22 protein-coding genes and 1 tRNA gene are annotated in these 24,104 nt (G+C 61.7%); 8 read left to right on the top strand and 15 right to left on the bottom strand.

Annotated elements, in window-relative coordinates; translation table 11 throughout:
• The first annotated feature begins 15 nt into the window (after positions 1-15).
• The 3 genes from BW978_RS04350 to BW978_RS04340 all read left to right on the top strand — a co-directional run bounded on the left by BW978_RS04350 (position 16) and on the right by BW978_RS04340 (position 3,295).
• A complete protein-coding gene (locus BW978_RS04350) occupies positions 16-753 on the top strand; it encodes a 16S rRNA (uracil(1498)-N(3))-methyltransferase (protein ID WP_076392515.1) in 738 nt (245 codons plus the stop codon).
• A 142-nt stretch (positions 754-895) separates the two neighbouring features.
• On the top strand, positions 896-2,269 hold the full coding sequence (locus tag BW978_RS04345) for a glutamate--cysteine ligase (protein WP_076392513.1): 1,374 nt from the start codon (positions 896-898) through the stop codon (positions 2,267-2,269).
• 111 nt (positions 2,270-2,380) lie between these two features.
• Positions 2,381-3,295, top strand: coding sequence for a DUF937 domain-containing protein (locus BW978_RS04340; protein ID WP_076392511.1), 915 nt, complete (start codon positions 2,381-2,383; stop codon positions 3,293-3,295).
• Positions 3,296-3,371: 76 nt separating this feature from the next.
• Here the strand turns inward: BW978_RS04340 and BW978_RS04335 are convergent, their stop codons facing one another.
• Together BW978_RS04335 and BW978_RS04330 are read right to left on the bottom strand one after the other, a co-directional pair.
• Complete coding sequence (locus tag BW978_RS04335; RefSeq protein WP_076392509.1) at positions 3,372-5,873, bottom strand: methyl-accepting chemotaxis protein; 2,502 nt, start codon at positions 5,871-5,873, stop codon at positions 3,372-3,374.
• A gap of 209 nt (positions 5,874-6,082) precedes the next feature.
• Positions 6,083-6,394: a YjiS-like domain-containing protein gene (locus BW978_RS04330; RefSeq protein WP_076392507.1), complete on the bottom strand. Its 312-nt coding sequence runs from the start codon at positions 6,392-6,394 to the stop codon at positions 6,083-6,085.
• 194 nt (positions 6,395-6,588) lie between these two features.
• Here BW978_RS04330 and BW978_RS04325 point away from each other — a divergent pair, with 194 nt between their 5' ends.
• The gene (locus BW978_RS04325; RefSeq protein WP_054148766.1) at positions 6,589-7,542 is read left to right on the top strand and encodes a LysR substrate-binding domain-containing protein; all 954 of its coding nucleotides are present in this window, start codon (positions 6,589-6,591) and stop codon (positions 7,540-7,542) included.
• 6 nt (positions 7,543-7,548) lie between these two features.
• On the opposite strand, the gene BW978_RS04320 is transcribed toward BW978_RS04325, so the two are convergent.
• Both BW978_RS04320 and BW978_RS04315 read right to left on the bottom strand, forming a co-directional pair.
• Positions 7,549-8,175, bottom strand: a complete 627-nt coding sequence (locus BW978_RS04320) for a TetR/AcrR family transcriptional regulator (RefSeq protein WP_244551882.1) — start codon at positions 8,173-8,175, stop codon at positions 7,549-7,551.
• A gap of 137 nt (positions 8,176-8,312) precedes the next feature.
• On the bottom strand, positions 8,313-9,452 hold the full coding sequence (locus tag BW978_RS04315) for a patatin-like phospholipase family protein (RefSeq protein ID WP_076392503.1): 1,140 nt from the start codon (positions 9,450-9,452) through the stop codon (positions 8,313-8,315).
• A 186-nt stretch (positions 9,453-9,638) separates the two neighbouring features.
• Here BW978_RS04315 and BW978_RS04310 point away from each other — a divergent pair, with 186 nt between their 5' ends.
• Entirely contained in the window at positions 9,639-10,094 is a 456-nt protein-coding gene (locus BW978_RS04310; RefSeq protein ID WP_076392501.1) for a hypothetical protein, read from the top strand.
• Positions 10,095-10,163: 69 nt separating this feature from the next.
• On the opposite strand, the gene adhP is transcribed toward BW978_RS04310, so the two are convergent.
• The 5 genes from adhP to guaB form a co-directional block, all read right to left on the bottom strand.
• Positions 10,164-11,192, bottom strand: coding sequence for an alcohol dehydrogenase AdhP (gene adhP, locus BW978_RS04305; protein WP_076392499.1), 1,029 nt, complete (start codon positions 11,190-11,192; stop codon positions 10,164-10,166).
• 161 nt (positions 11,193-11,353) lie between these two features.
• A complete protein-coding gene (locus tag BW978_RS04300) occupies positions 11,354-12,229 on the bottom strand; it encodes a dienelactone hydrolase family protein (protein ID WP_076392497.1) in 876 nt (291 codons plus the stop codon).
• An 84-nt stretch (positions 12,230-12,313) separates the two neighbouring features.
• The gene (locus BW978_RS04295) at positions 12,314-12,727 is read right to left on the bottom strand and encodes an MAPEG family protein (RefSeq protein ID WP_076392495.1); all 414 of its coding nucleotides are present in this window, start codon (positions 12,725-12,727) and stop codon (positions 12,314-12,316) included.
• 36 nt (positions 12,728-12,763) lie between these two features.
• Positions 12,764-13,198, bottom strand: coding sequence for a hypothetical protein (locus BW978_RS04290; RefSeq protein WP_139330301.1), 435 nt, complete (start codon positions 13,196-13,198; stop codon positions 12,764-12,766).
• 131 nt (positions 13,199-13,329) lie between these two features.
• The gene (guaB, locus tag BW978_RS04285; protein WP_076392493.1) at positions 13,330-14,820 is read right to left on the bottom strand and encodes an IMP dehydrogenase; all 1,491 of its coding nucleotides are present in this window, start codon (positions 14,818-14,820) and stop codon (positions 13,330-13,332) included.
• 301 nt (positions 14,821-15,121) lie between these two features.
• Here guaB and BW978_RS04280 point away from each other — a divergent pair, with 301 nt between their 5' ends.
• Positions 15,122-15,433: an ATPase inhibitor subunit zeta gene (locus tag BW978_RS04280; RefSeq protein WP_076392491.1), complete on the top strand. Its 312-nt coding sequence runs from the start codon at positions 15,122-15,124 to the stop codon at positions 15,431-15,433.
• A 46-nt stretch (positions 15,434-15,479) separates the two neighbouring features.
• Here the strand turns inward: BW978_RS04280 and BW978_RS04275 are convergent, their stop codons facing one another.
• Entirely contained in the window at positions 15,480-16,469 is a 990-nt protein-coding gene (locus BW978_RS04275) for an MBL fold metallo-hydrolase (protein WP_076392489.1), read from the bottom strand.
• A gap of 229 nt (positions 16,470-16,698) precedes the next feature.
• Here BW978_RS04275 and BW978_RS04270 point away from each other — a divergent pair, with 229 nt between their 5' ends.
• Positions 16,699-18,105, top strand: coding sequence for a DHA2 family efflux MFS transporter permease subunit (locus BW978_RS04270; protein WP_076392487.1), 1,407 nt, complete (start codon positions 16,699-16,701; stop codon positions 18,103-18,105).
• Here the strand turns inward: BW978_RS04270 and BW978_RS04265 are convergent, their stop codons facing one another.
• From BW978_RS04265 to BW978_RS04255, 3 genes are read right to left on the bottom strand one after another with little or no spacing between them, the layout of a single operon-like run.
• Complete coding sequence (locus BW978_RS04265) at positions 18,106-18,489, bottom strand: VOC family protein (protein ID WP_076392485.1); 384 nt, start codon at positions 18,487-18,489, stop codon at positions 18,106-18,108. It abuts the gene before it with no gap.
• Positions 18,490-18,545: 56 nt separating this feature from the next.
• Positions 18,546-19,328 (bottom strand): RlmE family RNA methyltransferase, encoded by a 783-nt coding sequence (locus BW978_RS04260; RefSeq protein WP_076392483.1) that lies wholly within the window; start codon positions 19,326-19,328, stop codon positions 18,546-18,548.
• A 2-nt stretch (positions 19,329-19,330) separates the two neighbouring features.
• Positions 19,331-20,989 (bottom strand): Ppx/GppA phosphatase family protein, encoded by a 1,659-nt coding sequence (locus BW978_RS04255; protein WP_076392481.1) that lies wholly within the window; start codon positions 20,987-20,989, stop codon positions 19,331-19,333.
• 297 nt (positions 20,990-21,286) lie between these two features.
• Here BW978_RS04255 and BW978_RS04250 point away from each other — a divergent pair.
• Positions 21,287-21,360 (top strand) — tRNA-Gln (locus BW978_RS04250).
• 641 nt (positions 21,361-22,001) lie between these two features.
• Here BW978_RS04250 and BW978_RS04245 read toward each other — a convergent pair.
• On the bottom strand, positions 22,002-23,375 hold the full coding sequence (locus BW978_RS04245) for a sensor histidine kinase (RefSeq protein WP_076392479.1): 1,374 nt from the start codon (positions 23,373-23,375) through the stop codon (positions 22,002-22,004).
• The gene (locus BW978_RS04240; RefSeq protein ID WP_076392477.1) at positions 23,372-24,043 is read right to left on the bottom strand and encodes a response regulator transcription factor; all 672 of its coding nucleotides are present in this window, start codon (positions 24,041-24,043) and stop codon (positions 23,372-23,374) included. The genes BW978_RS04245 and BW978_RS04240 overlap by 4 nt, the downstream gene beginning before the upstream one ends.
• Positions 24,044-24,104: the final 61 nt, after the last annotated feature.

Here is a 24,104-nt window from a genome sequence, read left to right as displayed (position 1 = left end):
GGAGACGAGACCATCATGCGTGCCAATTACCGGATGCAGCGGCTCTACGTGACCGCCGACCTGGCTCTTGCCCAAGCCTTCGAGGCGACGGCGGAGCAGTTCAACTACCTCGCCAATGTGCTGCGTTTCGAAGAGGGTGCCGAACTGCTCGTCTTCAACGGACGGCATGGCGAGTGGAAGGCGCATGTCCATTTTCCGACACGCAAAAAGATCATGATCACGCCGGCCGAAGAGACGCGTCCGCAGCCTGATGATTGCGACCTGCATTTCCTGTTTGCGCCGCTCAAGGTCGGGCGCATGGACTATCTGGTGCAGAAGGCGGTCGAGATGGGCGCCGGCATCCTGCAGCCGGTGATGACGCAACACGTCCAGGGCAAGATCGGCAACATCGATCGCCTGCAGGCGAATGCCGTGGAAGCGGCCGAGCAGTGCGGTGTGCTTGCCATTCCGAAGGTCACCGAGCCAGTGAAGCTTCGCGACCTTCTCGAACGCTGGCCGTCCGATCGCCGGATCATCTATTGCGATGAGGACAGCACCACGCAAAATCCCCTGCCCGCGCTTTCGCGGATCGAGGAAAAGTCGCTTGCGCTTCTGGTCGGTCCAGAGGGCGGCTTCTCCGACGAGGAGCGTCAGTTGCTGAGGTCCCTGCCCTTCGTGACGGCCATTCCGCTCGGCCCGCGCATCCTCAGAGCGGACACGGCCGCGGTCGCCGCAATGGCCGTCGTGCAGGCCGCCATCGGCGACTGGCGCTAGCCTTTATTTCCGCTTCACTTCGTTCCAGTTTTTTGAGCCGTGCATGAGAGATTTTCACTTGCACGGCACAGAAATCCGGTTCAATCAGCCTCAGTGATGGGCTCAACTGTGCCCACCGACGACGCCCAGCAAGGTAGCTTCCATGGCCCGTGACACGACCGACCAGACCCCTCTCGGCACTCTCGACGACATGGCGGCCTATATGGCCGAAGGGTCGAAGCCGAAGGAGCAGTTCCGGATCGGCACCGAGCACGAGAAGTTCGCCTTCTTCCGGGCCGATAACAGCCCGGTTCCCTATCATGGAGAGGCCAGCATCTCGGCGCTCCTCAAGGGCATGCAATCCAAGCTCGGCTGGGAGCCGATCATGGACGGCGACAACATCATCGGGCTCGGCGAGCAGCATGGCATGGGCGCAATCTCGATCGAGCCGGGCGGCCAGTTCGAGCTCTCGGGCGCACCCGTCGAGACGCTGCACCAGACCTGCAAGGAATCGAACCAGCATCTTGCCGTGCTGCGCGAAGTCGCGGAGCCCATGGGCATCCGCTTCCTCGGGATCGGCGGCAGCCCGAAATGGACGCTGGCTGAAACGCCGCGCATGCCGAAATCACGCTACGACATCATGACCCGCTATATGCCGAAGGTTGGCAGCCAGGGTCTCGACATGATGTACCGGACCTGCACGATCCAGGTGAATCTCGACTTCTCGTCCGAAGCCGACATGCGGCAGAAGATGCGGGTGTCGATGAAGCTGCAGTCGCTGGCAACCGCGCTCTTCGCCTCCTCGCCGTTTACGGAAGGCAGGCTGAACGGACTTCTCTCCTGGCGGGGCGACATCTGGCGCGACACCGACAATCGCCGCGCCGGCGTGCTGCCCTTCACCTTCTCGAAGGATTTTTCGTTCGGCGATTACGTCGCCTGGGCGATCGATGCACCGATGTATTTCATCACGCGCGACGGGCGCTACCACGACTGCACCCACATCACCTTCCGCCAGTTCATGGACGGCGCACTCAAGGGCGAAGTCGCCGAGTGGGAGCCGCAGCTGGGCGACTGGACCAACCACCTCTCCACCCTCTTCCCCGACGTGCGCCTGAAGCGCTTTCTCGAAATGCGTGGCGCTGATGGCGGCCCATGGCGACGCATCTGTGCGCTGCCGGCGCTCTGGGTCGGCCTGCTCTACGACGAAACAGCGCTGGCTGCGGCCGACGATCTGACCGCAAACTGGACCGTCGAGGATGTAATCGCCATGCGCGATGCCGTCCCGGCCCAGGGGCTCAAGGCTTCGGTCGCGGGACGCCCGCTGATGGAAGTGGCACGCGAGGTCGTCGAAATGTCCCGCGCGGGGCTCAAGGCGCGCGGCCAATTGAATTCCGAAGGCCAGGACGAGACGGTGTTCCTAAACACGCTGGACGAGGTTCTTGCCAAGCGGATGACGCTGGCTGATGACCTGCTGGCTCTCTATCACGGCCGCTGGAACGGGTCGGTCGAGCCCGTTTTCGAGGAATATCAGTACTGAGCACGACGTTGCGCCACCCATGGCATTGAGCCATCAGGCAAAAAGCGGTTTGCGTGATGGCCTTTCCGGATATAGTGCTGAATCATCTGCACGCATCCGGGGAGAAATGCCATGCTGCCACTGTTCGACATGATGCTGCAGGCCCAAAATGGCATGGCGATGGACGCCATGGCCAAACAATATGGTCTGGCGCAAGAGCAGGCCGCCAAGGCAGTTGCGGCGCTGATGCCGGCCTTTGCTTCGGGCTTCAAGCGCAACACAACCAATCCTTACGATTTCTCGGCCCTCGTCCAGGCGATGACATCGGGCAACTATGCCAAGTATTTCGAGGACATGAGCTCGGCCTTCACACCACAGGGCATTGCCGACGGCAATCAGGTTCTGCAGCAACTCTTCGGCTCCAAGGAAGTGTCGCGGGCCATCGCCGCGCAGGCCGCCCAACTGACGGGTATCGGTCAGGACATCCTGAAACAGATGATGCCCGCCATGGCCGATACGCTGATGGGTGGGCTCTTCAAGCAGACGACGGGACAGTTTCCAGGTGCCAATGCCTTTGCTGGGACGCCCATGGCGGCGATGATGCAGCAATGGCTGGAAAGCACCGGCCTGCAGCCGAAGCCGCAGCCCCAACCGGCGGCGATGGCAGCGGCCATGTTCGACAATCCATTCATGCGCGCCTTCCAGGACATGATGGGCGGGCAGAAGAAGCCGGAACCCCAGGCAGCCGCCAACCCTTTCCTCGACAACCCCTTCACCAAGGCCTTCCAGGACATGGCGGCCGCCTATACGACGCAGATGACGGGACAGCCCACGGAAGCTGCCAAACCTCAGCCAGAGCCGGCCAAGGCTACGGAGAAGGAAGCGCAGGAAAGCTTTGCGGCCATGGTCAACACCATGTTCGACAGCGGGCTTGAAGTGCAGAAGAGCTACCAGAAGAGCATGGAGCAGATCTTCGACACCTACCTTACCGCTTCGCGCAAGGATGCGCCCGAGCCTTCGGCTAAGGCTCCAGACGCCAAGGCCTGAGCGGCCGAAGCCTCGCAGGCAAACGAAAACGGCGCGGTTTCCCGCGCCGCTTTGCGTTTCAGCTGTCCGTGACGCCTCAGAATTCTTCCCACTCGCCGTCCGGCTTGCCGTCCTTCGCCTGGTTGAGCTTGGCGCCAAGGCCGATCGAGATCTTGTCCATCAGCGAGCGCGCAGGAGAGGCAACGGCACGGCTTCCGGCTTCTGCCGGTGCCACCTTGGGCTTGAGGAAAGATCGCGTTGCGGGCTTCGTAGCGCTTCCGGCAACCGGCTGCGGCGGTGACGGCGGAACAGGGCGGCCGAAGCTCGTGTCGCGCTGGTCGGCAAAGCGGTTTTGCATGGTCGAGGCATTGGCTTCGAGGGTGAACTGACCGACGAGGCCGGAAAGCATCTCGGCATCGCGGGTCAGCCCCGCCATGTCGGCATTGGTCTGCTCAGCCGCCCGTGCGTTCTGCTGGGTGACATTTTCCATGCGTGCAACCGCATCATTGATCTCGTTGAGGCTTGCCGACTGTTGCTTGGCAGCCGAGGCGATCGAGTGGATGTGATCGCCGATCTGCACCACCTGGCCCGCGATCGACGAGAGCACCGTGCCGGTTTCACGGACCATGCCAACCCCGGTTGCGACTTCATCACCCGACTTGGTGATCAGCGCCTTGATGTCCTTGGCGGCGGTCGCCGAGCGCTGCGCGAGTTCGCGGACTTCCTGGGCAACGACGGCAAAGCCTTTGCCGGCTTCGCCGGCACGGGCCGCCTCAACGCCGGCATTCAGCGCCAGCAGATTAGTCTGGAAGGCGATCTCGTCGATGACGTTGATGATCTTGGAGATCTCGCTCGAGGCGTTCTCGATGCGTTGCATGGCATCGACGGCGCCGCCGACGATTTCGCCCGAGCGGTCGGAATTGGCCCGCGCTTCGCGAGCAAGACGCGAGGCATTCTCAGCGCGTTCCGACGAGTGGCGGATCGCATCCATGATCTGCCGGATCGCGGTCGAGGTCTCGACCAGGGCGGCCGCCTGCTGTTCTGTGCGCTGGCTGAGGTCCGCCGTGGACGAGCTGACGGTGCTGCTCTTGCGGTTGATCTCGGTGACATTGCCGTGCACGGCGGCAACTGTGCCTGACAGGCGTTCGAGCGAGGCATTGAAGTCGAGACGCAGGCGGTCGAGATTGCCGGCAAGCGGCTTGCGGATCGTGCCGGTCAGATCACCATTGGCCAGTCGCTGCAGCCCTGCCCCGAGCACGTCGATCGCTTCGGTGAGCTCTGCCTGGGCGGCGGCACGTTCTGCCTCGCGCTGATGACGCTCGCTTTCGGTGGCTGTGCGCCGGCTTTCGTTTTCCGCCTCGAGTTGGCGTTTGTCGATCTCTGCCTGGCGGAAGACGGCGACCGACCGCACCATGTCGCCGATCTCGTCGGAGCGGTCGATGCCCTTGAGTTCGATGTTGGTATTGCCGTCGGCGAGTTGCCCCATGGAGGTGACAAGCTCGGAGATCGGTCGGGTGAGGCTGCGTGAAAATATGAAGCCGACCAGCGAGCCGACCAGCACGAGCACTGCACCGATGCCGACCGATTTCAGGCCCGCCGTGACCAGCTGCGCGGCGACTTCGTCCTCGCCGATCAGCGCCACGACCGACCAGCGGACGTCGCCGAAATCGAGCGGCACCACGGCGGCATAGCTCGTCATGTCGCGATAGCCGGTGATGTCGCCGCTCGCATCCTGGCCACTGATGGCGCTGGCCAGCATCGGCGATGACAGGCTCACCTTCAGACTGTCGACATCTGCCGTCCGAGCGCTGTCAGAGACCATCATGCCGGACTTGTCGACCAGCACCGTTTCCCCGGTCTGACCGAGGCCACGGGTATTGGCAAAGATGGTGTTCAGCTGATCGTTCGGAAGCTGATAGGCAAGCACGCCGAGCTTGCGCTCGTTCATGATGATGGGAACGGCGACGAAGGCGGCGGGTGCGCCAGCAGAAGGCTCGTAGGCCTCGAATTCCGAATTGGCAAAACTCTCGGGATCGTCGCTTGCGATCGCCTTCTTGAAGACCTGTGCGAGGCCTGTATCCTTGTAGGGACCATTCAGAAGGTTGGTGCCGAAGTCGCGCTCCTTCATCACGGTGTAGACGATGTTGCCGTCCGCATCGATGAGGAAGATGTCGTAGTAACCCTGCGCCTTGAGATGCTTGAGGAAGGTCGCGTGCCCCTGGCGGTGGGCGCGGTCATAGCTGTCCTTCTTTGCGCTGTCGAGATTGTACTTCTCACCCACTGGGTTCGGGTTTTCGTCGATGTAGCGCCTCTGCAGTTCGCCGGCCGGATCGTCACCCAGCTTGGTCCAGGCACCGGTGATGCCGAACAGCGACTGCTGGGTCATCATGTCGGCGGCGGTACCACGGGCGTCGAGCCTGATGGCTTCGAGGAAGCGGCGTGCCTCGTTGCGGCGACCGTCGGCTGTCGCCTCCAGTTTCTGGTAGACTTGCTCATCCAGGATCCGGCTCTGCTGGACCAGACCGATGCCCACGGAAGCACTCAGGATCACGAGTGCAAACAGCGTGGCGGCCAGGGGCAGCTTGGTCGATATACGCATGAGGGGTCTCCGAAAAAGGTAGCACGTCAGGCATTCTCATCGCTGACATACGCTCGTTAGCAACAGGTTACTGCCTGTCGCTTTTCCCCTCGTATTTCACACCATTCATCGTTATTTTAGCGTTTACAAAAAAGCCCGGTCCAGAATAATCGGACCGGGCAAGAGGCAGGGCTATTGGCTGTCACCCTGCGGGGATGGTCGAGGGGGCCTCAGTCGCTCTTGCGACCGCGAAGGGATCGCTCGGCGCGGCGGCGCGCCAAGCGAGTCAGCTGCTGCGAAGGATCGTCAGTATAGCCGTGACGACGCAGCACGTCCTGGACGTCGCCCCGGCTCAGGCCGAGGTCGTTCAGAAGGCGCTCGTCGAGTTCGGCAAGGCTGTTCGCGGCAAGTCGATTGCGCAGCGCCACCCGAAGGGATCCGATCCAGGCCTGAAGGCGGTACAGACGTGCGGCAAACGTCCTGGCCGGCCGGTCAACGGCAAGTTCGAGGTCAAAGTCGAGGATCCGATCGTTCGTGCGCATGGCTATTTCCTTTCAGCGGGCACGAGAAATTTCTCCCGTCCGCGAGAAAGCGGACAGGCGACGAGGGTTGGAGTTGGAAGCTTGGCCGGGAACCGGTCGGTGAAGATTACGATCACGAAGATGTCGAAAGGATATTGATCAGTCCAACGAATGTTTCTAATGGTAGTCATCAACCCTTCTGATGGATTACTTTCATGTCGGCTCCCCTCGATATCGATCAGTTGCAGACTTTCATTGCCATCGTCGACACCGGCAGCTTCACCAAGGCTGCTGGCCGTGTCTTCAAGACACAGTCCGCCGTTTCCATGCAGATGCGCCGCCTGGAAGAACGGGTCGGAAAGCAGCTGTTCATCAAGGATGGCCGGGGCAACCGGCTCACTGCCGATGGCGACAAGCTGCTGAATTACGCGCGGCGCATCATCCGGCTGAATTCGGAAGCGATCGCGGCCTTCGACGATAACAGGCTTGAGGGAACGCTGCGGATCGGCACGCCGGACGACTATGCCGACCGCTACATGCCCGAAATCATCGGACGCTTCGCCAAGACGCATCCGAATGTGGAACTCTACATCGTCTGTGAGCCTTCGATGGATCTTGCCGACAAGATGGGCAAGGGCGAACTCGATATCGCGCTGGTGACCCACAATCCGCTGCTCAGACAGTCCGATGTCGTACGGACCGAACCGCTCTGCTGGGTTGGATCAGCCAATCATCCGCTGAAGGATGATGCTCCCGTGCCGCTCGCGGTCGGACGACGCGACTGCCAGTGGCGGCAGCTCGCCTGCTCGGCGCTGGATGCGGATGGTCGTGACTATCAGATCCTGTTCACCAGCTGGTCGTCGACGGTCGTCGCGGCCGCGGTGCTCGCCGGCATGGCGGTGTCGATCCTGCCGGAATCGGCGCTGCGAACAGGCATGAAGGTCCTGACGGCCAATGACGGCTTCCCGCCGCTGCCGCCGGTGCAGATCGGCCTGATGAAGCGGCCAGGGCTTTCGACCTCGCTCGTCAATGCGATCACAGACCACATCACTGCCTGCCTGGACAACATTACCCCCGCACAGGTCGAGGACGACATGGACGGCGAGCCGAAGACCTATTCGCGCTACTATCCACGGCTACGCGCCGGCAACATGATCCCCGGCTGGTGAGGCCGCTCAGAAGGCGAAGATGCTGCGGCGAATGATGCGACGCCACTGATCGAGATGGGCGCGTGCGACCTCGTCCGGCTGCTGGGTCGTGAAGCGGATGACCTCGCCGGTTGCGAGGATCATCAGCTTGATGTTGACGCGAAAACGTTCGAACTCGCTTTGCGGGACGAGATGCGACAGATCGCGGTAGAAGCTCGCGATGACCTGCTCGTGAAATTCGTGCGACAGCTGGGAGAGATCCTTGTCGACGACGATCGCCTGCCACAACGACATGTAGATGCGTTGTTCGCGAAACATGGCATTCAGTTCAATCAGACTGTCCGCGGCGCGCTCCGCCGCCTCATCCAGCGTTTCGACATTTGCGAAGATCTGACGGATGAAGCCTTCGAGCTCGGCCGAGAAACGCTCATGCAACGCCTTGATGACGGCCGCCTTCTGGGGAAAGAACTGGTAGAGCGAACCGATCGAAATGCCCGCCCGCAAGGCAATTTCGCTCATGGTTGTCTCGGCGACGCCCTTTTCGAGAAAAAGCTCGATGGCGGCCTCGAGAATGGCCTCCAGTCGCTGAATACTTCGTTCCTGCTGCGGCTTCTTGCGAAGTTGCAGTCGCCCCTCCACGGCGTGGTCGTTCATCATTCTTCCCCATCCGCTGCAACCATCATGGCTGTCAGACTTGTGTCATCGACATAAGGGAGCGGTCTGGCAAAAGTGTTAATGGCAGAGGGAGCACCCATCTTTGGTTGCTTCCCCCACAAAAAAGGTCGCGATCCTCAGACTTCCAATTGCAGGTGACGCTCGCGCGCGAGGTCGAAGATCTGGATGCCGTCTTTGGGGCGACCGCGATTGCGCCACTTCGAATGCTTCAGCGTATAGGAGGCGTCGTCGTAACCTGCCTTCCAATGCTCTTCGATCGAACGGCGGGAGAATTCCGCATCCATGGCATGGGTCGCATGCGAGGCGCGGCGATGAATCAGGTGAACGATGGTAACGTCGTATTCGTGACCGATGGAGCGGAGGATCTGCGCGTCCTCGTCGTCACGGAATTCCGGCGGCAGCTTTTCGAGGAGACGCTTGGCAGCGCGGCGGACGATCTGACGCCTCGCGAAATCATCGGTGTTCATGCGTGTGCGGCTGGAGTAGCGGATTTCCTTGATCCGGCTTTCCACCTCGAACTGGTCGCGCGGCATGTCGCCCCGCGCATTGAAGAGATCCACTTGGAAGATTTCGAGGTCGCGCGAGGCATCATTGACGTTCAGGACATGCTGCAACGGCGTATTGGAGACGAGACCGCCGTCCCAATAGTGTCGGCCATCGATTTCGATTGGCGGAAATCCCGGCGGCAGGGCGCCGGAGGCTGCAATATGGCGTGCGTCGAGACGGCCCTTGCGATTGTCGAAATAGGCGAAATTGCCGGAGCGGATTTCCACTGCACCGAGGCTCAGCCGCGTCTGGCAGTCGTTGAGGAGGTCAAAGTCGATCAGACGGTCGAGCGTCTTCATCAGCGGCTCGGTGTCGTAGAAGCTGACCCGGTGATCCGGATTGGCGAACAATTGCTGCAAGGTAGGTAGACGCGGCGAAAAGAAACCCGAAATGCCGAAGGCCATGGCGGCCATGGCCGCGGCGTCGTTCTGCATCCGGCGGAGCGTATTGTCCTGAGCCGTCCAGCCGAAATCGAGGTTGGACGAAACGGTGTGCCAAAAGTCGCGGAGATTGGCGATGCGCGTTTCACGCGGGCTGCCGGCGATGATGGCGGCATTGATGGCGCCGATCGAAATGCCGGCCAGCCAGTCAGGCTCCACCTCGTTTTCATGCAAGGCCTCATAGGCGCCCGCCTGATAGGCGCCGAGTGCGCCACCGCCCTGAAAGACGAAAATCTTGTCCGTTGCGGCGTTGGTCTCTGCTTGCGTCATGTGGCGATCCCTATCTTGCTGCAGTGCAATATATAGCGACCTGTCAGGCCGGCAACCAGACTTGCCTCCTTCACTCTGCGTTCACAATTGCCGCGCTCTATTGCAGATCCCTCCAAAAGTGATGCGATGCACCGTCGCAGATCTGGATTATCAGGTGGGAGAAGCTTGTTTGGGGACCAACATCACATGATCAGATCGACTGCCATTTTCTTTTCCGCCGCGCTCGCCGCAGCCGTCCTTACAACCCAGGTCGCGCGAGCCGACGAAGCCTCGGTCGATCAACAGATCGAAACCCTTCTCGGCGACGTCGCAGACTACAAGGAGCTGTTTTACGCCTTCAAGGTGGCACTTGAGGAAGGCAAGTCCGACATTGTGGTCAGCCTCGTGAGCTATCCGATCACAGTGACCATCGACGGCGAAGAGGCGACCTATAGTTCGGAGCAGGAATTGCTGGACGGCTATGACAGCGTGTTTACCGAAACGATCGTCGAGGCCGTGTCGAACCAGGACTATGGCGATCTCTTCGTCAATTCCGAAGGCGTCATGATCGGTAATGGTGAGGTCTGGCTCTCGGGGATCTGCGAGGACACGGCCTGCACCAGCGCTCTTCCGCGCGTCGCCGTCATCCAGTCGGGCAACTGACCCGCGCGTCGGACGAAAACACACGAGGGGCGGCATACGCGATGCCGCCCCTCGACTTGTCGTTTTGAATCAGGCTGCTAGATCGAGGACGATACGGCCGTCGATCTTGCCTTCTTTCATGCGGTCGAAAATCGCGTTGATGTTCTCCAGCTTGTCCCAGCTGAAATGCGAGGCGACCTTGCCTTCGCCCGCAAACTGCAGGCTCTCCTCGAGGTCTTGGCGCGTGCCGACGATCGAGCCGCGCACGGTGATGCGCTTCAGCACCGTCTCGAAGACCGGCAGCGAGATGAAGCCTGGCGGCAGACCGACCAGCGCCATGGTCCCCTTGGAGCGCAGGAAGCCATAGGCCTGCTCCATGGCCTTGGGCGAAACCGCGGTGACGAGCGCGCCATGCACCCCGCCGGTCGCCTTCTGCACTTGTTCGATCGCATCTCCCGCCGTGCCGTTCACGACGACATCTGCACCGAGATCCTTGGCAAGCTTCAGCTTGTCCTCGAAAATGTCGGCGGCGACCACATGCATGCCCATGGCCTTGGCATATTGCACGGCCATATGGCCAAGACCTCCGATGCCCGAAATGACGACCCATTCACCGGGCTTCACCTCGGTTTCCTTCAGGCCCTTGTAGACGGTGACACCGGCGCAGAGAATGGGAGCGGCGGCGCCGAACTCCAGATTGTCCGGCAGACGGCCGACATAGTCAGGATCTGCGAGGCCATATTGGGCAAAGGTGCCGTTGACCGAATAACCGGTATTCTGCTGGCTGCCGCAGAGCGTTTCCCAGCCGGTGCGGCACGGCGAGCAGCAGCCGCAGGCGGTGTGCAGCCACGGTACGCCGATCCGATCACCTTCCTTGATGCGCGAGACGCCGGCACCGAGTTTCGCAACATAGCCGACACCTTCATGGCCGGGAATGAAGGGCGGGTTGGGCTTGACCGGCCAGTCACCATTGGCGGCATGCAAGTCAGTGTGGCAGACGCCCGTCGCCTCGTATTTCACCAGGATCTGGCCAGGGCCCGGATCCGGGATCGCCATTTCCTCGATCACCAGTGGCTTGCCGAATTCGCGGACCACCGCAGCCTTCATCATCGATGCCATGTCAGTCTCCCTCGCTTGATTGCGCGCGCCGCGTGTGCCAGCGACTTGAAGGCAAGCTAGGCGCAGGAGAGGTGAAGCGGTTTGATCGGTGTCAAAGGCAAGGAGATTTCATCGAAATGTCATGAATGGGGGGAGCGCGACGCGACGCTCCCCCCATCTGATCAGGCAAGGTTTTTCTTGAGGAACTCGACAGTGCGCGACCAGGCCAGGTCTGCTGCGGCCTTGTCGTAACGGGCAGACGAGGTGTCATTGTTGAAGGCGTGGTTGACGCCCTCATACATGTGCAGCTCGTAGGTCTTGCCGTTGGCGTCGAGGGCCGCCTTGTAGGCGTCGATGCCGGCATTGATGCGCTCGTCGAGGCTCGCATAGTGCAACATCAGCGGCGCCTTGATCGCAGGTACCTGATCGGCCGGGGCCTGCGAGCCGTAATAGGCGACACCGGCGCCAAGCTCCGGAGAGGCGACCGCCATGCGGTTGACCATGCCGCCGCCCCAGCAGAAGCCGATCGCGCCGACCTTGCCATTGGTCTTCTCATGACCTGCGAGGAAGGCGCGTGTCGCCTCGCCATTGGCCGTGGCACCGGCCATGTCGAGCGACTGGAACATGTTGCGCGCCTCGTCCTCATTGGACGGTGTGCCGCCATTGGGCGACAGGAAATCGGGGGCGAGCGCGACGAAACCTTCGAGTGCCATGCGGCGGGCGACATCGCGGATGTGCGGGTTGAGGCCACGGTTTTCGTGGATGACGATCACGGCGGGCAGGCGGTCGGCGGCATCCTTCGGGATCGCCAGATATCCCTTCATCTCGCCGGATGCGCCGGGATAGGTCACGTCCGACACGTCGAGCCGCGCGTCGGTCTCCTCGACCATGGCGGCATTTGCCTGGTTAGCGGCAAGCATGGGCATGATGGCGGCAGCGGCGGCACCGGAGCCTGCAAGCGCCGTCAGCTTCTGCATGAAGCCGCGGCGGTCGAGGGTCAGGTGGGTGTATTCGTCATAGGCGTCGATCATACCTTGCGTGATTTCGGGCTTCGACATGACACTCTCCTCGGGGGATGGATGGGATGCCACGTCAAGATAGAGCCTCGACCCACTCCGCCCAGACACGTTGCCGTGAAGGCTTCAGCTGGTGGCCATCCAGACGACAAGCCACAGCCACATCAGGAACAGCGTCACGAACCCGACCATGAAGAACAGCCGGCGCAGCGGCAGATTCCCGGCCACCTGCATTGCGGCCTGAACGTAACGCGCGGCGACGAAGATCCAGGCGAGAACGACGGCAACGATATTGTCGGCCTCGGTGATGAAGAGCAGCACCGAGAGTGCATAGAACAGCACCGGCAGCTCGAACTGGTTGGCAATCGCCCGATTAACGACACGGCTCTCTTCTGGCTCGGCGAGGTTTTCACGGAAGGCAATGCGCTCGACCTTGCCCGAACGGACGACCGAGGCGCGACGCATGACCAGCAGGGCATAGAGGCAGAAAACGAGAAAGGCGTGGGCCACGAGGGGCCAGAACATTTCAAAACCGGTCATGGAAAATCACGTCCTCAAATTGATGCGGCGGAGGAATCAGGGCTCGTTTGCAGGCTTCGGGCCAAATGTCAGCCGCAAAATGAGGATGCCCGAAATGACGAGAGCGGCAAACTTCAGACGCGTGAGCCAGGAGATGGCTTCTGCCAGAAGGCCTGCGGCGCCCGGCGCCGGCATGGCGGGCGGAAAGAGCATCAGGCTCAGGATGTTTTCGGCATAGTCGACTGCCACATAGGCCACGGGCAGAGCCGTCAGTGCCGGCAAGAGATGCTCGGCCGCGCGTCCGTAGAGGCTCGCACCCGTTGCTACATGGCGCATCAGCAGGAAGAGAAACAAGCCAAGCATCGCCGGCAGCAGGAGGTCTGGACCGAGATGCATGGCGCGCAAGAGTTCGGCCGCTTCCGGCCTCGTCTCCAGGAGAGACTTCAGCGCCAGCAGCCCCTGCGCCGTGCTCTCAATATCCAGGTCAGGCATGGCCCGTCCGCCGGTCAATCCAGCGAACGGTCGTGCGAAGCCGATATGCATCCAGGCAAGCAGCCCAGCCGAAAGGACGCCGCTTGCCCAGAGGAGCGGCGCCCGGCGCGGTCCGGGTGTTCGTTCGAGGATCACGCGGCGCCCGGGTAGTTCGGGCTTTCGCGGGTAATGGTCACGCCATGCGGATGGCTTTCACGCAGGCCGGCACCGGAAATGCGCACAAAGGTCGCCTTTTCCTGGAAGTCCTTGATGTCCTTGCCGCCGACATAACCCATGGCGGCCTTCAGGCCACCGGCGAGCTGATGCAGGACGGCCGAGACCGGGCCCTTGTAGGGAACCTGGCCTTCGATGCCTTCCGGCACGAGCTTCAGCGTGTCGCGCACTTCCGCCTGGAAGTAACGGTCGGCCGAGCCACGGGCCATGGCACCGACGGAGCCCATGCCGCGATAGGCCTTGAAGGAGCGGCCCTGGTAGAGGTAGACCTCACCCGGGCTTTCATCCGTGCCGGCGAGCAGCGAGCCGACCATGACGGCGGATGCTCCAGCAGCGATCGCCTTGGCGACATCGCCGGAAAACTTGATGCCACCGTCGGCGATGACCGGGATGTCGTGCTTGTTGCCTTCCTCGACGGCGGCCATGACGGCTGCGAGCTGCGGCACGCCGACGCCGGCGACAACGCGGGTGGTGCAGATGGAGCCCGGGCCGATGCCGACCTTGATGCAGTCAGCGCCGGCATCGATCAGCGCACGGGTGCCCTCGCTCGTCGCGACGTTGCCGGCGATGATGCGGATGGCGTTCGACATCTTCTTCACATGGGCAACGGCATCCAGGACCTTCTGGCTATGGCCGTGGGCGGTATCGACGACGATCACGTCGCAGCCGGCATCGATCAGGCGCTCGGCGCGCTCGACACCATCATCACCAGTGGAGATGGCAGCGGCGACGCGCAGGCGGCCCTGGGCATCCTTGGCGGCATGCGGATTGAGCTGCGACTTCTCGATATCCTTGACGGTGATCAGGCCAACGCAGCGGCCTTCATTGTCGATGACCAGCAGCTTCTCGATGCGGTGAGAATGCAGAAGGCGCTTGGCTTCCTGCTGGTCGACACCATCCTTGACCGTCACGAGGTTCTCGCGGGTCATCAGCTCATAGATCTTCTGGCTCGGGTCAGACGCGAAGCGCACGTCGCGGTTGGTCAGAATGCCAACGAGGCGACCGGGGCGGCTTGCTCCCTCGACAACCGGAATACCGGAAATGCCGTGTGCGGACATTAGCGCCTTGGCTTCCGCCAGTGTTGCTTCGGGGCCGATGGTCACCGGATTGACGACCATGCCGCTTTCGAACTTCTTGACCTGGCGGACTTCTTCAGCCTGCTCGGTTGGTGTCAGGTTGCGGTGGATGACGCCGATGCCACCGGCCTGGGCCATGGCGATCGCCAGCCGGCTTTCGGTGACGGTATCCATGGCAGAGGAGAGGATCGGGAGGGAGAGGTCGATATCCCGGGCAATCCGCGTCGCGATGTTGGTCTGCCCCGGCATCACTTCGGAGTGCCCCGGCTGCAGGAGGACGTCGTCAAAGGTGAGCGCTTCTGCGCCAGTTGCCGACATTACGATGCGTGCCATTGCCAATTCCTTCGTTTGAATAGGCAGAATCCGGCCGGAAAACGAGAAATCCCGTTCGGTCGCTTCTGCATGAAATGCTTGGAAGTTGGCGAGGGCTGGTAACACGTTCATGACAGGAAAGGAATAGCAAAAGCTGGCAAAGTTCCCAGGTCTCGGATCGAGGCTTCGCCAATACAGAAAAATCCGCGTTCGTTAGAATTGTATCGACCCGCTACACGGTCCTTGAAGCTCTTGCTTATATAAGGGATCTGCTCTCGGGGCTGGGGGCACAACCAAGAACAAGAAGACCAGGGGATCGACAATGACTGCATTGAAGAAGCGTGCTCAGGCACTCGAAAACCAGTTCGCCCGCCAGGCGGAAATCCAGTTCAAGGCCCGCGTGCGCGGCAGCAAGATGGTCGGCCGCTGGGCTGCCTATACGATGGGGCTCGACGATGTCGAAGCCTATGCGCGCACCGTTGCCGTCAAGCAGGTCGTTGAGCCGCATCGGCTGCTTGAGCAGTTGCGCCAGGACTTTACCTCGGCAGGTGTCGCCGTGAGCGATGCCGACATCGACAGCCGCATCCATCAGTTCATCGAGCAGGCGACCGACGAAATCTTCGCCGGTCACTGACCCTGATAATCAAGGGGCCGCACCCTGGCGCGGCCCCTGATCAGGCTCAGATATCGAACTGGTAGGCCTTCGGCACGTAGCGATAGCCCTGGTCAACCTTCTCGACGAAACCAACGGCCGGGAACGGCATGTGGTAGCCGAGGAAAGCGAGCTTGTCGGTCGCCAGCATGTCGAAGACCTTGGAACGGGTCGCGGCGGCTGCCGCCTTGTCCATGTCGAAGCGGACTTCCCAATCCGGACGCTGCAGCGAGAGGACGAAGTGGTTCGCGGTGTCGGCCGTCAGAACCAGCTGGCGCCCTTCCGATTCCAGGCGGTAGATCATATGGCCCGGGGAGTGGCCGAAAGCCGCCATACCGGTGATGCCGGAGACGACTTCGCCACCGTCGCCGATGAAGGTCATCTTTTCCGCCATCGGCGCGACATTGGCGAGCACTCCCTTGTGGCCGTTCTCGGCCGGGGTTCCGACGCGGGCCGGATCCGCCCAGAAGTCGTATTCGGCCTGGCCGGTCACATAACGCGCATTCGGGAAGGCCGGCTGGCCGCCTTCCATCAGGCCGCCGATATGGTCGCCATGCATATGGGTGAGCACCACCGTCGTCACATCTTCGCGCGTGTAGCCGGCGGCCGTCAGGCCTTCCACCAGCCGGCCGAGACCGTTTGCACGACCGCCCTCACCGAGACCGGTGTCAAAGAGAACGACGTCAGAACCGGTATTGACGAGCACCGGGGCGAAGCTGTTGACGAAGCTGTCAGCCGGCAGGAAGTTGGCTTCCAGCAGAGCGCCGACGGTTTCCACGCTCTGATTGGTGCCGAAGGTTTCCTGCGGATTGCCGGAGGGGCGCGAACCATCCTTGACCACCACGACCTCGAACTTGCCGACGTTGAACCGGTGGGTTTCCGGCGGCATGGCGCGATCAATATTCATTGAAGTATCCGCTCCCGACTGCTGTGCGATCGCAGCCCGGGTCATGATCATGGGGGCGGCCAAAGCCACCCCGGCGCTTCCGAGCAGCATACGTCTTTTCATCGTAACCATTGCAATCTCCTCAAACAAATCACCTCGCCCCTGCACGGGCTGACCTCGACATAGGGGAAAGGTCTGCGGCGGGTAGCACTCTCACACCATCGTGATGCTTTTTCACAGAAGGCGCCAGAACCGTGGCTCGCGGCAGACTGCCTACCGGAGTTGCCGCAGTTTCAACCGGAGCGCGATTGGGGTATGAGAACCGGTCTTTGCCGCAGACGCGGCTCCGCCCGGAATGCCGATGAACCGCATCACACCCCTCATCCTCGCCGTCGCGCTCTTCATGGAGCAGATGGACTCGACCGTGATCGCCACGGCCCTTCCGACGATCGCGGCCGATCTCGGCGTGGGGCCGATTACGCTCAAGCTGGCGCTAACCTCCTATATGGTGGCGCTCGCGATCTTTATTCCCGCGAGCGGCTGGATGGCGGATCGTTACGGCGCCAAGCGGGTGTTTCGGGCGGCGATCGTGGTCTTCATGCTGGGTTCGCTGTTCTGCGCCATCTCCGATTCGCTCCTCACCTTTGTTGCTGCCCGTTTCCTGCAAGGCATGGGTGGGGCGATGATGACGCCAGTCGGGCGTCTCGTCCTGTTGCGCACCACGAAGAAGAGCGAACTGGTCTCGGCCATGGCGCTACTGACCATTCCCGGCCTGCTCGGCCCGATTACCGGGCCGCCGGTGGGCGGGTTCATCACAACATTCTTCAGCTGGCACTGGATCTTCCTGATCAATCTCCCGATCGGTCTCCTCGGCCTCTGGCTTTCCAGCGTCTACCTTCCCGAGATCGAGCCGGTCGAGACGGCGCGGATCGACTGGAAGGGCTTTCTCCTCAGCGCTTCGGCGGCATCCGGTCTGGTCTTCGGTCTATCGGTCATGAGCCTTCCGGCTTTGCCTATCTGGGTCGGTGCCGCCGCGACCTTGATCGGCATCTTGTCGATGATCCTCTACGTGCTGCACGCCCGGCGACATCCCGCACCCATCCTGAACCTGACCCTCTTTGCCAACCGGAGCTTCCGCGCCTCGATCGTCGGCGGCACGCTCTTTCGCATCGCCGCCGGTGCCACGCCTTTCCTGCTGCCGCTGATGCTGCAACTCGGCTTCGGCATGACCGCCTTCGAATCCGGCATGACCACGTTCATCGCCGCCATCGGGGCGATCACCACCAAGTTCATCGCCAGACGTGCCTTTGCCGCTCTGGGTTTTCGCAACGTGCTGATCATGGCCGGCATCTTCGGCGCGCTGACCACGGCCGCCAATGCGCTGTTCACGCCGGCGACGCCGATACTCCTGATCATGGCGGTCCTGCTTTTGGGTGGCTTCTGCCGCTCGTTCTTCTTCACCGGGGTGAACACACTGGGTTATGCGGAGATCGAGGATCGCGCCGCCTCGCAGGCAACCTCGCTCACCTCCGTGCTGCAGCAGGTGAGCCTGGCGCTCGGCGTTGCAGCCGCCGCCTCGATCCTCGAAGCCAGCACGCGGATCTCAGGTGGGGACCTGTCGCTCGGTGATTTCCATCTGGCGTTTGCGATCGTCGCAGGACTGTCGCTGTTTGCGGTCGTCCCCTTCTTCGGCCTGCCGCGCGATGTCGGCTCGGCCGTCTCGGGTTACCGCCGGACGCCCGAGGATGAATCGATCTCCGTGAAGTGATTATTCAGGGCGCTCGCAAAGCGCCGACAGCTTGTTGCCATCGGGATCACGGACGTAACAGGCATAGAAATTCGGGTGAAAGTGGCGAATGCCGGGGGCGCCGTCGTCCGTGCCGCCATGGGCGATCGCTGCTGCATGGAACGCATCGACGGCCGCCCGCGAAGACGCGTCGAAGGCCGGCATGGAGCCATTGCCCACCGTTGCCGCGCGACGATCGAAAGGATGATTGATCCAGAACCCGCAGCGGCTATCGCCGGGGGTGGCATAACCCGCCTCGTTCTCGTCCGTTTCGCGGCGCTCGATGCCGAGCGTCGCCAGGACAGCATCATAGAAGCGGATGGCGCGGGGCAGATCGTTGATGCCGACGGTGATATAAGTAAACATCACGGATACTCCCTCCGCTTGGCCCAGGCTTAAGACACCGCGCTTCCGCCTTGACCTCAGTCTTGATCCAGATCCTCGGTGGCGGGAATATCTTCGCGCGGATCGCGGGCGAAACCTTCCTCGTCGAGCTCGACAACGCCTGGGCCATTGCGGCCCTTGAAGCCCTTGGCAAGCAGGAACATCTCGACCGATTCCTGGCGCGACGAGGCCGGCTTGATATGCAGGACCTGGCGGAAATTCTGCTTCAACATGTTGAGCAGATCCTTTTCCGTGCCGCCCTGGAAGGTCTTGGCGAGGAAATGTCCGCCTTCGGCCAGAACTTCGACGGCAAAGTGTGCTGCCACTTCGCACAGATGCATGGTGCGAATATGGTCGGTCTTCTGGTGGCCGGTGGTCGGGGCTGCCATGTCCGACAGGACGAGGTTCGGCGTGCCACCGACGGCCTCGATCAGCTGGCGGGGTGCATCCGGATCAAGGAAGTCGAGCTGCAGGATCTTCACGCCCGGGATCTGCGCCATTTCGAGGAAATCGATCGCGGCGACGCGGATGTCCTCGTCGGTGGAATCGGTGACCTTGGCGGCGATCTGCGACCAGCTTCCGGGGGCTGCGCCTAAGTCGATGATGCGCTTGGCCCCTTTCAGGACCTGATGCTTCTCGTCGATCTCAAGCAGCTTGAAGGCTGCACGGGCGCGGTAGCCCTCGAGCTGGGCCCGCTGGACATAGGGGTCGTTGATGTGGCGTTCGAGCCAGCGTCTCGACGACGCCTTGAGCTTGCCCTTCTTCACTTTCTGGCCGAGTTTGCGGCCGGTTCTGTTACCGCCGATGGGTGGTTTCGCCATTATCAGCGCTCCCTCAAGACTGGAGGACGTCGGTTGCGGCCGCGGCGCCAAACGCCGTCATCGGCCATCATGTCGGTGAGCAGGCCTTCGCGCAGACCGCGATCGGCAACGCGCATGCGGCTCGAGGGCCAGCGGCGGCGGATCGCTTCCAGGATCGCGCAGCCGGCCAGAACGAGGTCGGCGCGATCAGGCCCGATGCACGGATTGGCGGCGCGACCGGCATAGTCCCAGGACAGGAGCTTTGCCTGCATCGCCGTCACCTCGGCATCCGAAAGCCAGAGGCCGTCTACCTTGCGGCGATCATAGCGCGGCAGGTCGAGATGCACGCCGGCGAGCGTCGTCACCGTTCCCGAGGTGCCGATCAGGTGGAAATCATCCGTGCTGCGCGGGATATCGGGGCATTCGAACTTCGCCAGCATGCCCTCGACCTCGCGGGTCATGCCTTCGAAAATATCAGGCGTGACGTCGCGACCGCCATGCCGTTCGGAAAGCGTCACCACGCCCACGGGCAGCGATGTCCAGTGGGTGATGTGGTTGGCAAGCCGGCTCGAGCGGTTGTCGTGGATGCGGATGACCGCAATCTCCGAGGAGCCGCCGCCGATGTCGAAGAGCACCACGGAGCGCGCTTCCCGGCCGACGAGCGAAGAGCAGCCGGAGACGGCAAGCCGCGCCTCGGTCTCGCGATTGATGATCTCGAGCTGCAGCCCGGTTTCGGCGGTGACCCGCTCCAGGAAGAGCTCACCGTTTTCCGCCGCACGGCAGGCTTCGGTTGCGATCAGCCGCATGCGCCTGATGTCACGGCCGGACAGCTTGCTGGCGCAGACGCGCAGGGCATCGACCGCGCGGTCCATGGCGTCCTGCGACAGGCGGCCGGTAGTGCCAAGGCCTTCGCCGAGACGCACGATGCGGGAAAAGGCATCCACGACACGGAACTGGCCAGGCCGGGTCGGCTGGGCAATCAGCAGGCGGCAATTGTTGGTGCCAAGATCGAGTGCCGCATAGAGGTCATCCGGTCCGCCGTCCTGGGCCGGGCGGCCCCGCTCAACAGCGGGCACGATCTTTTGCGGCACATGGGCAACCGGATGCGCGGTGGGTGCAGCATGCGCCTGGGCTCGACCCGGCTTTGCCGCGGCGGCCGAGGGCGGTTCGGAACCGGCCAGCGGGCGAACATGGCCCGGCTTCTGGGCCACCGCATGGCGATTTCGATTGCGCTTGCGCTTGCGACCTGGGCGCGGGCTTGCCGGATCCGACCCGCCTTGCTCTCCGATCCGCGCCGCACGCGACTGAGGCTGCATGCCCTGCTCGCCGCGGCCGTTGTCCCGCAGGTTCGGGGACGGCGCAGCCTCTGTGCTACCCGTCGCACCGCGGTCATGGATCTTGCCGTTGGGATTGCCAATGGTCGCAGCCGCAGCGCCGGGACCGCCGCCCTTGCCGCGACGACGGCGCTTTCGTTTGCGGATGGGACCATCCGCAAACACTGATTCGGAACGTCGCTCGGCGACCGGCGTGCCCGCCGATCCTGCCGAGGCAGAAGCCTCGTGACCGTTTTTAACCGGCCCCGTCTTCTTGCCCTTGCCGCGCCGACGGGGAGACCCGCCCTTGCGCTTGCCTGTCGACGCCCCCTCGCTGTTCGGCTGTCCGCCGCGATTGGGGTCTGTCACTGAAGTTTTCCACTGCACCGCGCAAGGCGCCAAGATCGACGCATGCCGCTGGTGTCATCATTCGTTTCGTTGGGCAAAGCATACCAGCGCCTGCCCGGAGCACCAAACGGTTTTTCGAATGGGCCGCCAGGAGCATGGAGCACGGCTGCGAGCGGCCGGCCACGGCGGTCATCGAGTGGCCGCCGACCTCGCGTCACGCTCTTTTGCGAAAGCTGTCATTTTTTTGAAATTCAGTCTTTGCAATGCCGAATGTTTTGGCTATAAGCCCGCTCACCGATCGCGGCAGCGATACCCTGGTGGGGAATAGTTCAACGGTAGAACGACGGACTCTGACTCCGTTAATCTTGGTTCGAATCCAGGTTCCCCAGCCAACCATCTTTCAGACCATTGAATTCGTTCAATTGCTGACGCTAACGTCAGCGGTTGGAAGCGAGTTGCGGCAAACCGCTGCTGCAAAAACACCTATGTTGGCTGGCGGGAACCTTGGGCATATCGAATGTGGTCCTACGAGGCGGTATCTATCATTTTCGACGAACCGTCCCAGCCGAGCTTCGTGAACGCATAGGTCGGCGAGAACTGGTGCGCAGTCTTGGAAGCAGCAACGCAAAGAGTGCGCGCTGCTAGCGGATCAGCTATACCGAGAGTCCGAACGGCGCTTTGTCGTCCCGATCAATCAGAAACCGGATCCAACGGTTGCGACCGTAGGAGGCGGCAGTTGCCGCTTCCGCCTAACACGGCGGCGGCTTCCTTCGTCAGATCGATCTGGGCGGTAGCAATTTCCCGATCTCTGCTTCGCTTTTCAGTACGAGCCGCCAAGTCATCTAACTTCCTGCACCTTCGACTTCTGGGATCTGCCCGAACAGGCCGGAAGATCTCGGCTTGCCACGCATCCTGTCCGGAGTTGTACCGGGCGACCTGGCTCGTATCCCGGTGACCTGTTTGACGACGAAGGGTTCCTGTTTGACAAGGTGATGCCATAACTGACCGCGCCTATTGAACGCGCGAGCAATGACTAATGCTGATCTAAAGGCAAACGGATCTCGAAACGTGCGCCCTTTTGGGAAGAGACGCATCGGGAATTCCCTCCATGCGCTTCGGCGATATCGGCAACGATGGCAAGCCCCAGGCCGCAGCCATCGCCAAAGTCGAGATCGGCTCGAAAGAAGCGGTCAAACACCCTCTCGCGAAGCACATCATCGATCCCGGGACCGTCATCCTCCACGACGATGGCAACCTCGTCGTCGGAGAAGCACAGCATGACATCCAGCTCGCCGCCTTCGCGCAAACCGTATCGCAAAGCGTTGTCCAACAGATTGGCCATCATCTCTTCGATCATGACAGGATCGCATAAGAGAGGCTTCGGCACTCCCTCAACTGCAAAGCCAACGGCGATGTCGTTTAGAAGCTGGACCTCAGCAAAGGAGCGGATCCTGGCTGAGATGAGTGCGACGATATCGACGTGTTCGAACAGAGAGCGCAAACTTCGCCCGCGCACGCGCTCCAAGGAAAGCAATTGATTGGTGAGCCGCCCCGTCGCACGGGCTGACTGCGCGATGGATTCAACGCGGTTGCGAAGTGTTTCCTCGTCCGGCGACGATACGGCAGCTTCCGCCTGTGTCACGATTGACGCAATCGGATTGCGAAGCTGATGAGCCGCATCGGAAATGAACGCTGACCTGATCTCAAACGCTTTCGCCAGTCGCTCGAACAATGAGTTGGTTGTCTGGACAAGAGGGCGGAGCTCGATCGGGATCCATCGACGGATCGGCCTGAGATCATCAGGGGTTCTGAGGCTGATCGCATTTTGGAGATCGAGCAGAGGCTTTAAGCCCAACTTGATGCCGAACCAGAGGATCACGGCGGCAGACAAAATGATGGTCGTCAACAGCGCTATACTCTGAAACAACAGATCACGGCTCAGGGCGGCGCGCTGGGACACAGTTTGCCAGACCTCGACGGTCATCCATCCCTGCAATCTCGGCTGGTTGAGGAACTCCCGCAAAACGACGGATCGCACTTCTTGTCCCAGATAGGTGCTGTCGAAGAAGAAAGGCTTGCCGCTCTGGATATCGGGATCATCCGGCACATCTGGCGGATCGGAATAGCCGGTGACGAAGCCACCACCCGGCCCCGTGATCCTATAGTAAACCGGATCGCCCAGAGCGGTGGTCAATTCTTCCAGCAACTGTTCCGTCAGAATGTCACCCTCGGAGATCGCGACATCGCGCGAGATCGTCAAGGCGACGGCCAGAAGCGTGTTGTCGTAGAGCGTCTGGGAGAGCCGTTCGGCCTCTTCGAAGCGCGCATAGGAAGCGATGCCCGCGATGACGATCAGAGGCAGAATGAGAAGCAGGAACAGTCTGGAGCGAAGCGAAAGGCGCCTCATGCCGCCCCTGCATTCAGCATGTAACCGAGGCCGCGCGCCGTCTTGATTTCCACTTGCGTCCCATCGAGTTTCCGTCGAAGCCTCGAGACCAGGAGCTCGATCGCGTTGGCTTCCACTTCAGCTCCCGCGCCATAGAGCGACGAGAAAATCCTCTCTCGATCCATGAGCTTGCCCTTGTGGTCAAGCAGCAGCTCGAAAAGTGCGAGCTCGCGCCGGGGCAGATCGATCCTTTTGTCCTTGTGCATGATGACGCGCTGTTGACGATCGTAAACGAGGTCGCCGATCAATTCCTGTTCCGGCATAAGCTGCGGCCTTCGACGCGTGAGTGCCCTCAGGCGCGCCATCAGTTCGGCCATCTCGAACGGCTTCACAAGATAATCATCCGCACCGGCATCGAGGCCAACAACCCGATCGGAAGTCTTGCCCATGGCGGTGAGCATCAGAACCGGCGTGGTGTCACCACGGCTGCGCATGCGTCTGGTGACTTCGATCCCCGTCATACCAGGAAGATTGATGTCGATGATGGCGACATCGGCCGTCTCGGCTCGTAGGAAAGTGTCAGCAGCAAGACCGTCATCGAGATGATCCACCCCATGACCTTGATCCCGCAAGGCGTCCTCGATGCCTTTTGCCAGGCTCCTGTTGTCCTCGACCAGAATGATCCGCACCGCAGTAGAATTCCTTTACGGACAGCTTATCGACAGCAAAACTCACTATGAGAGCTAGAAG

This window comes from Rhizobium sp. RU33A (genome assembly GCF_900156055.1).
GTDB lineage: Bacteria > Pseudomonadota > Alphaproteobacteria > Rhizobiales > Rhizobiaceae > Allorhizobium.
This window is presented reverse-complemented; position numbering and strand designations above follow the sequence as displayed.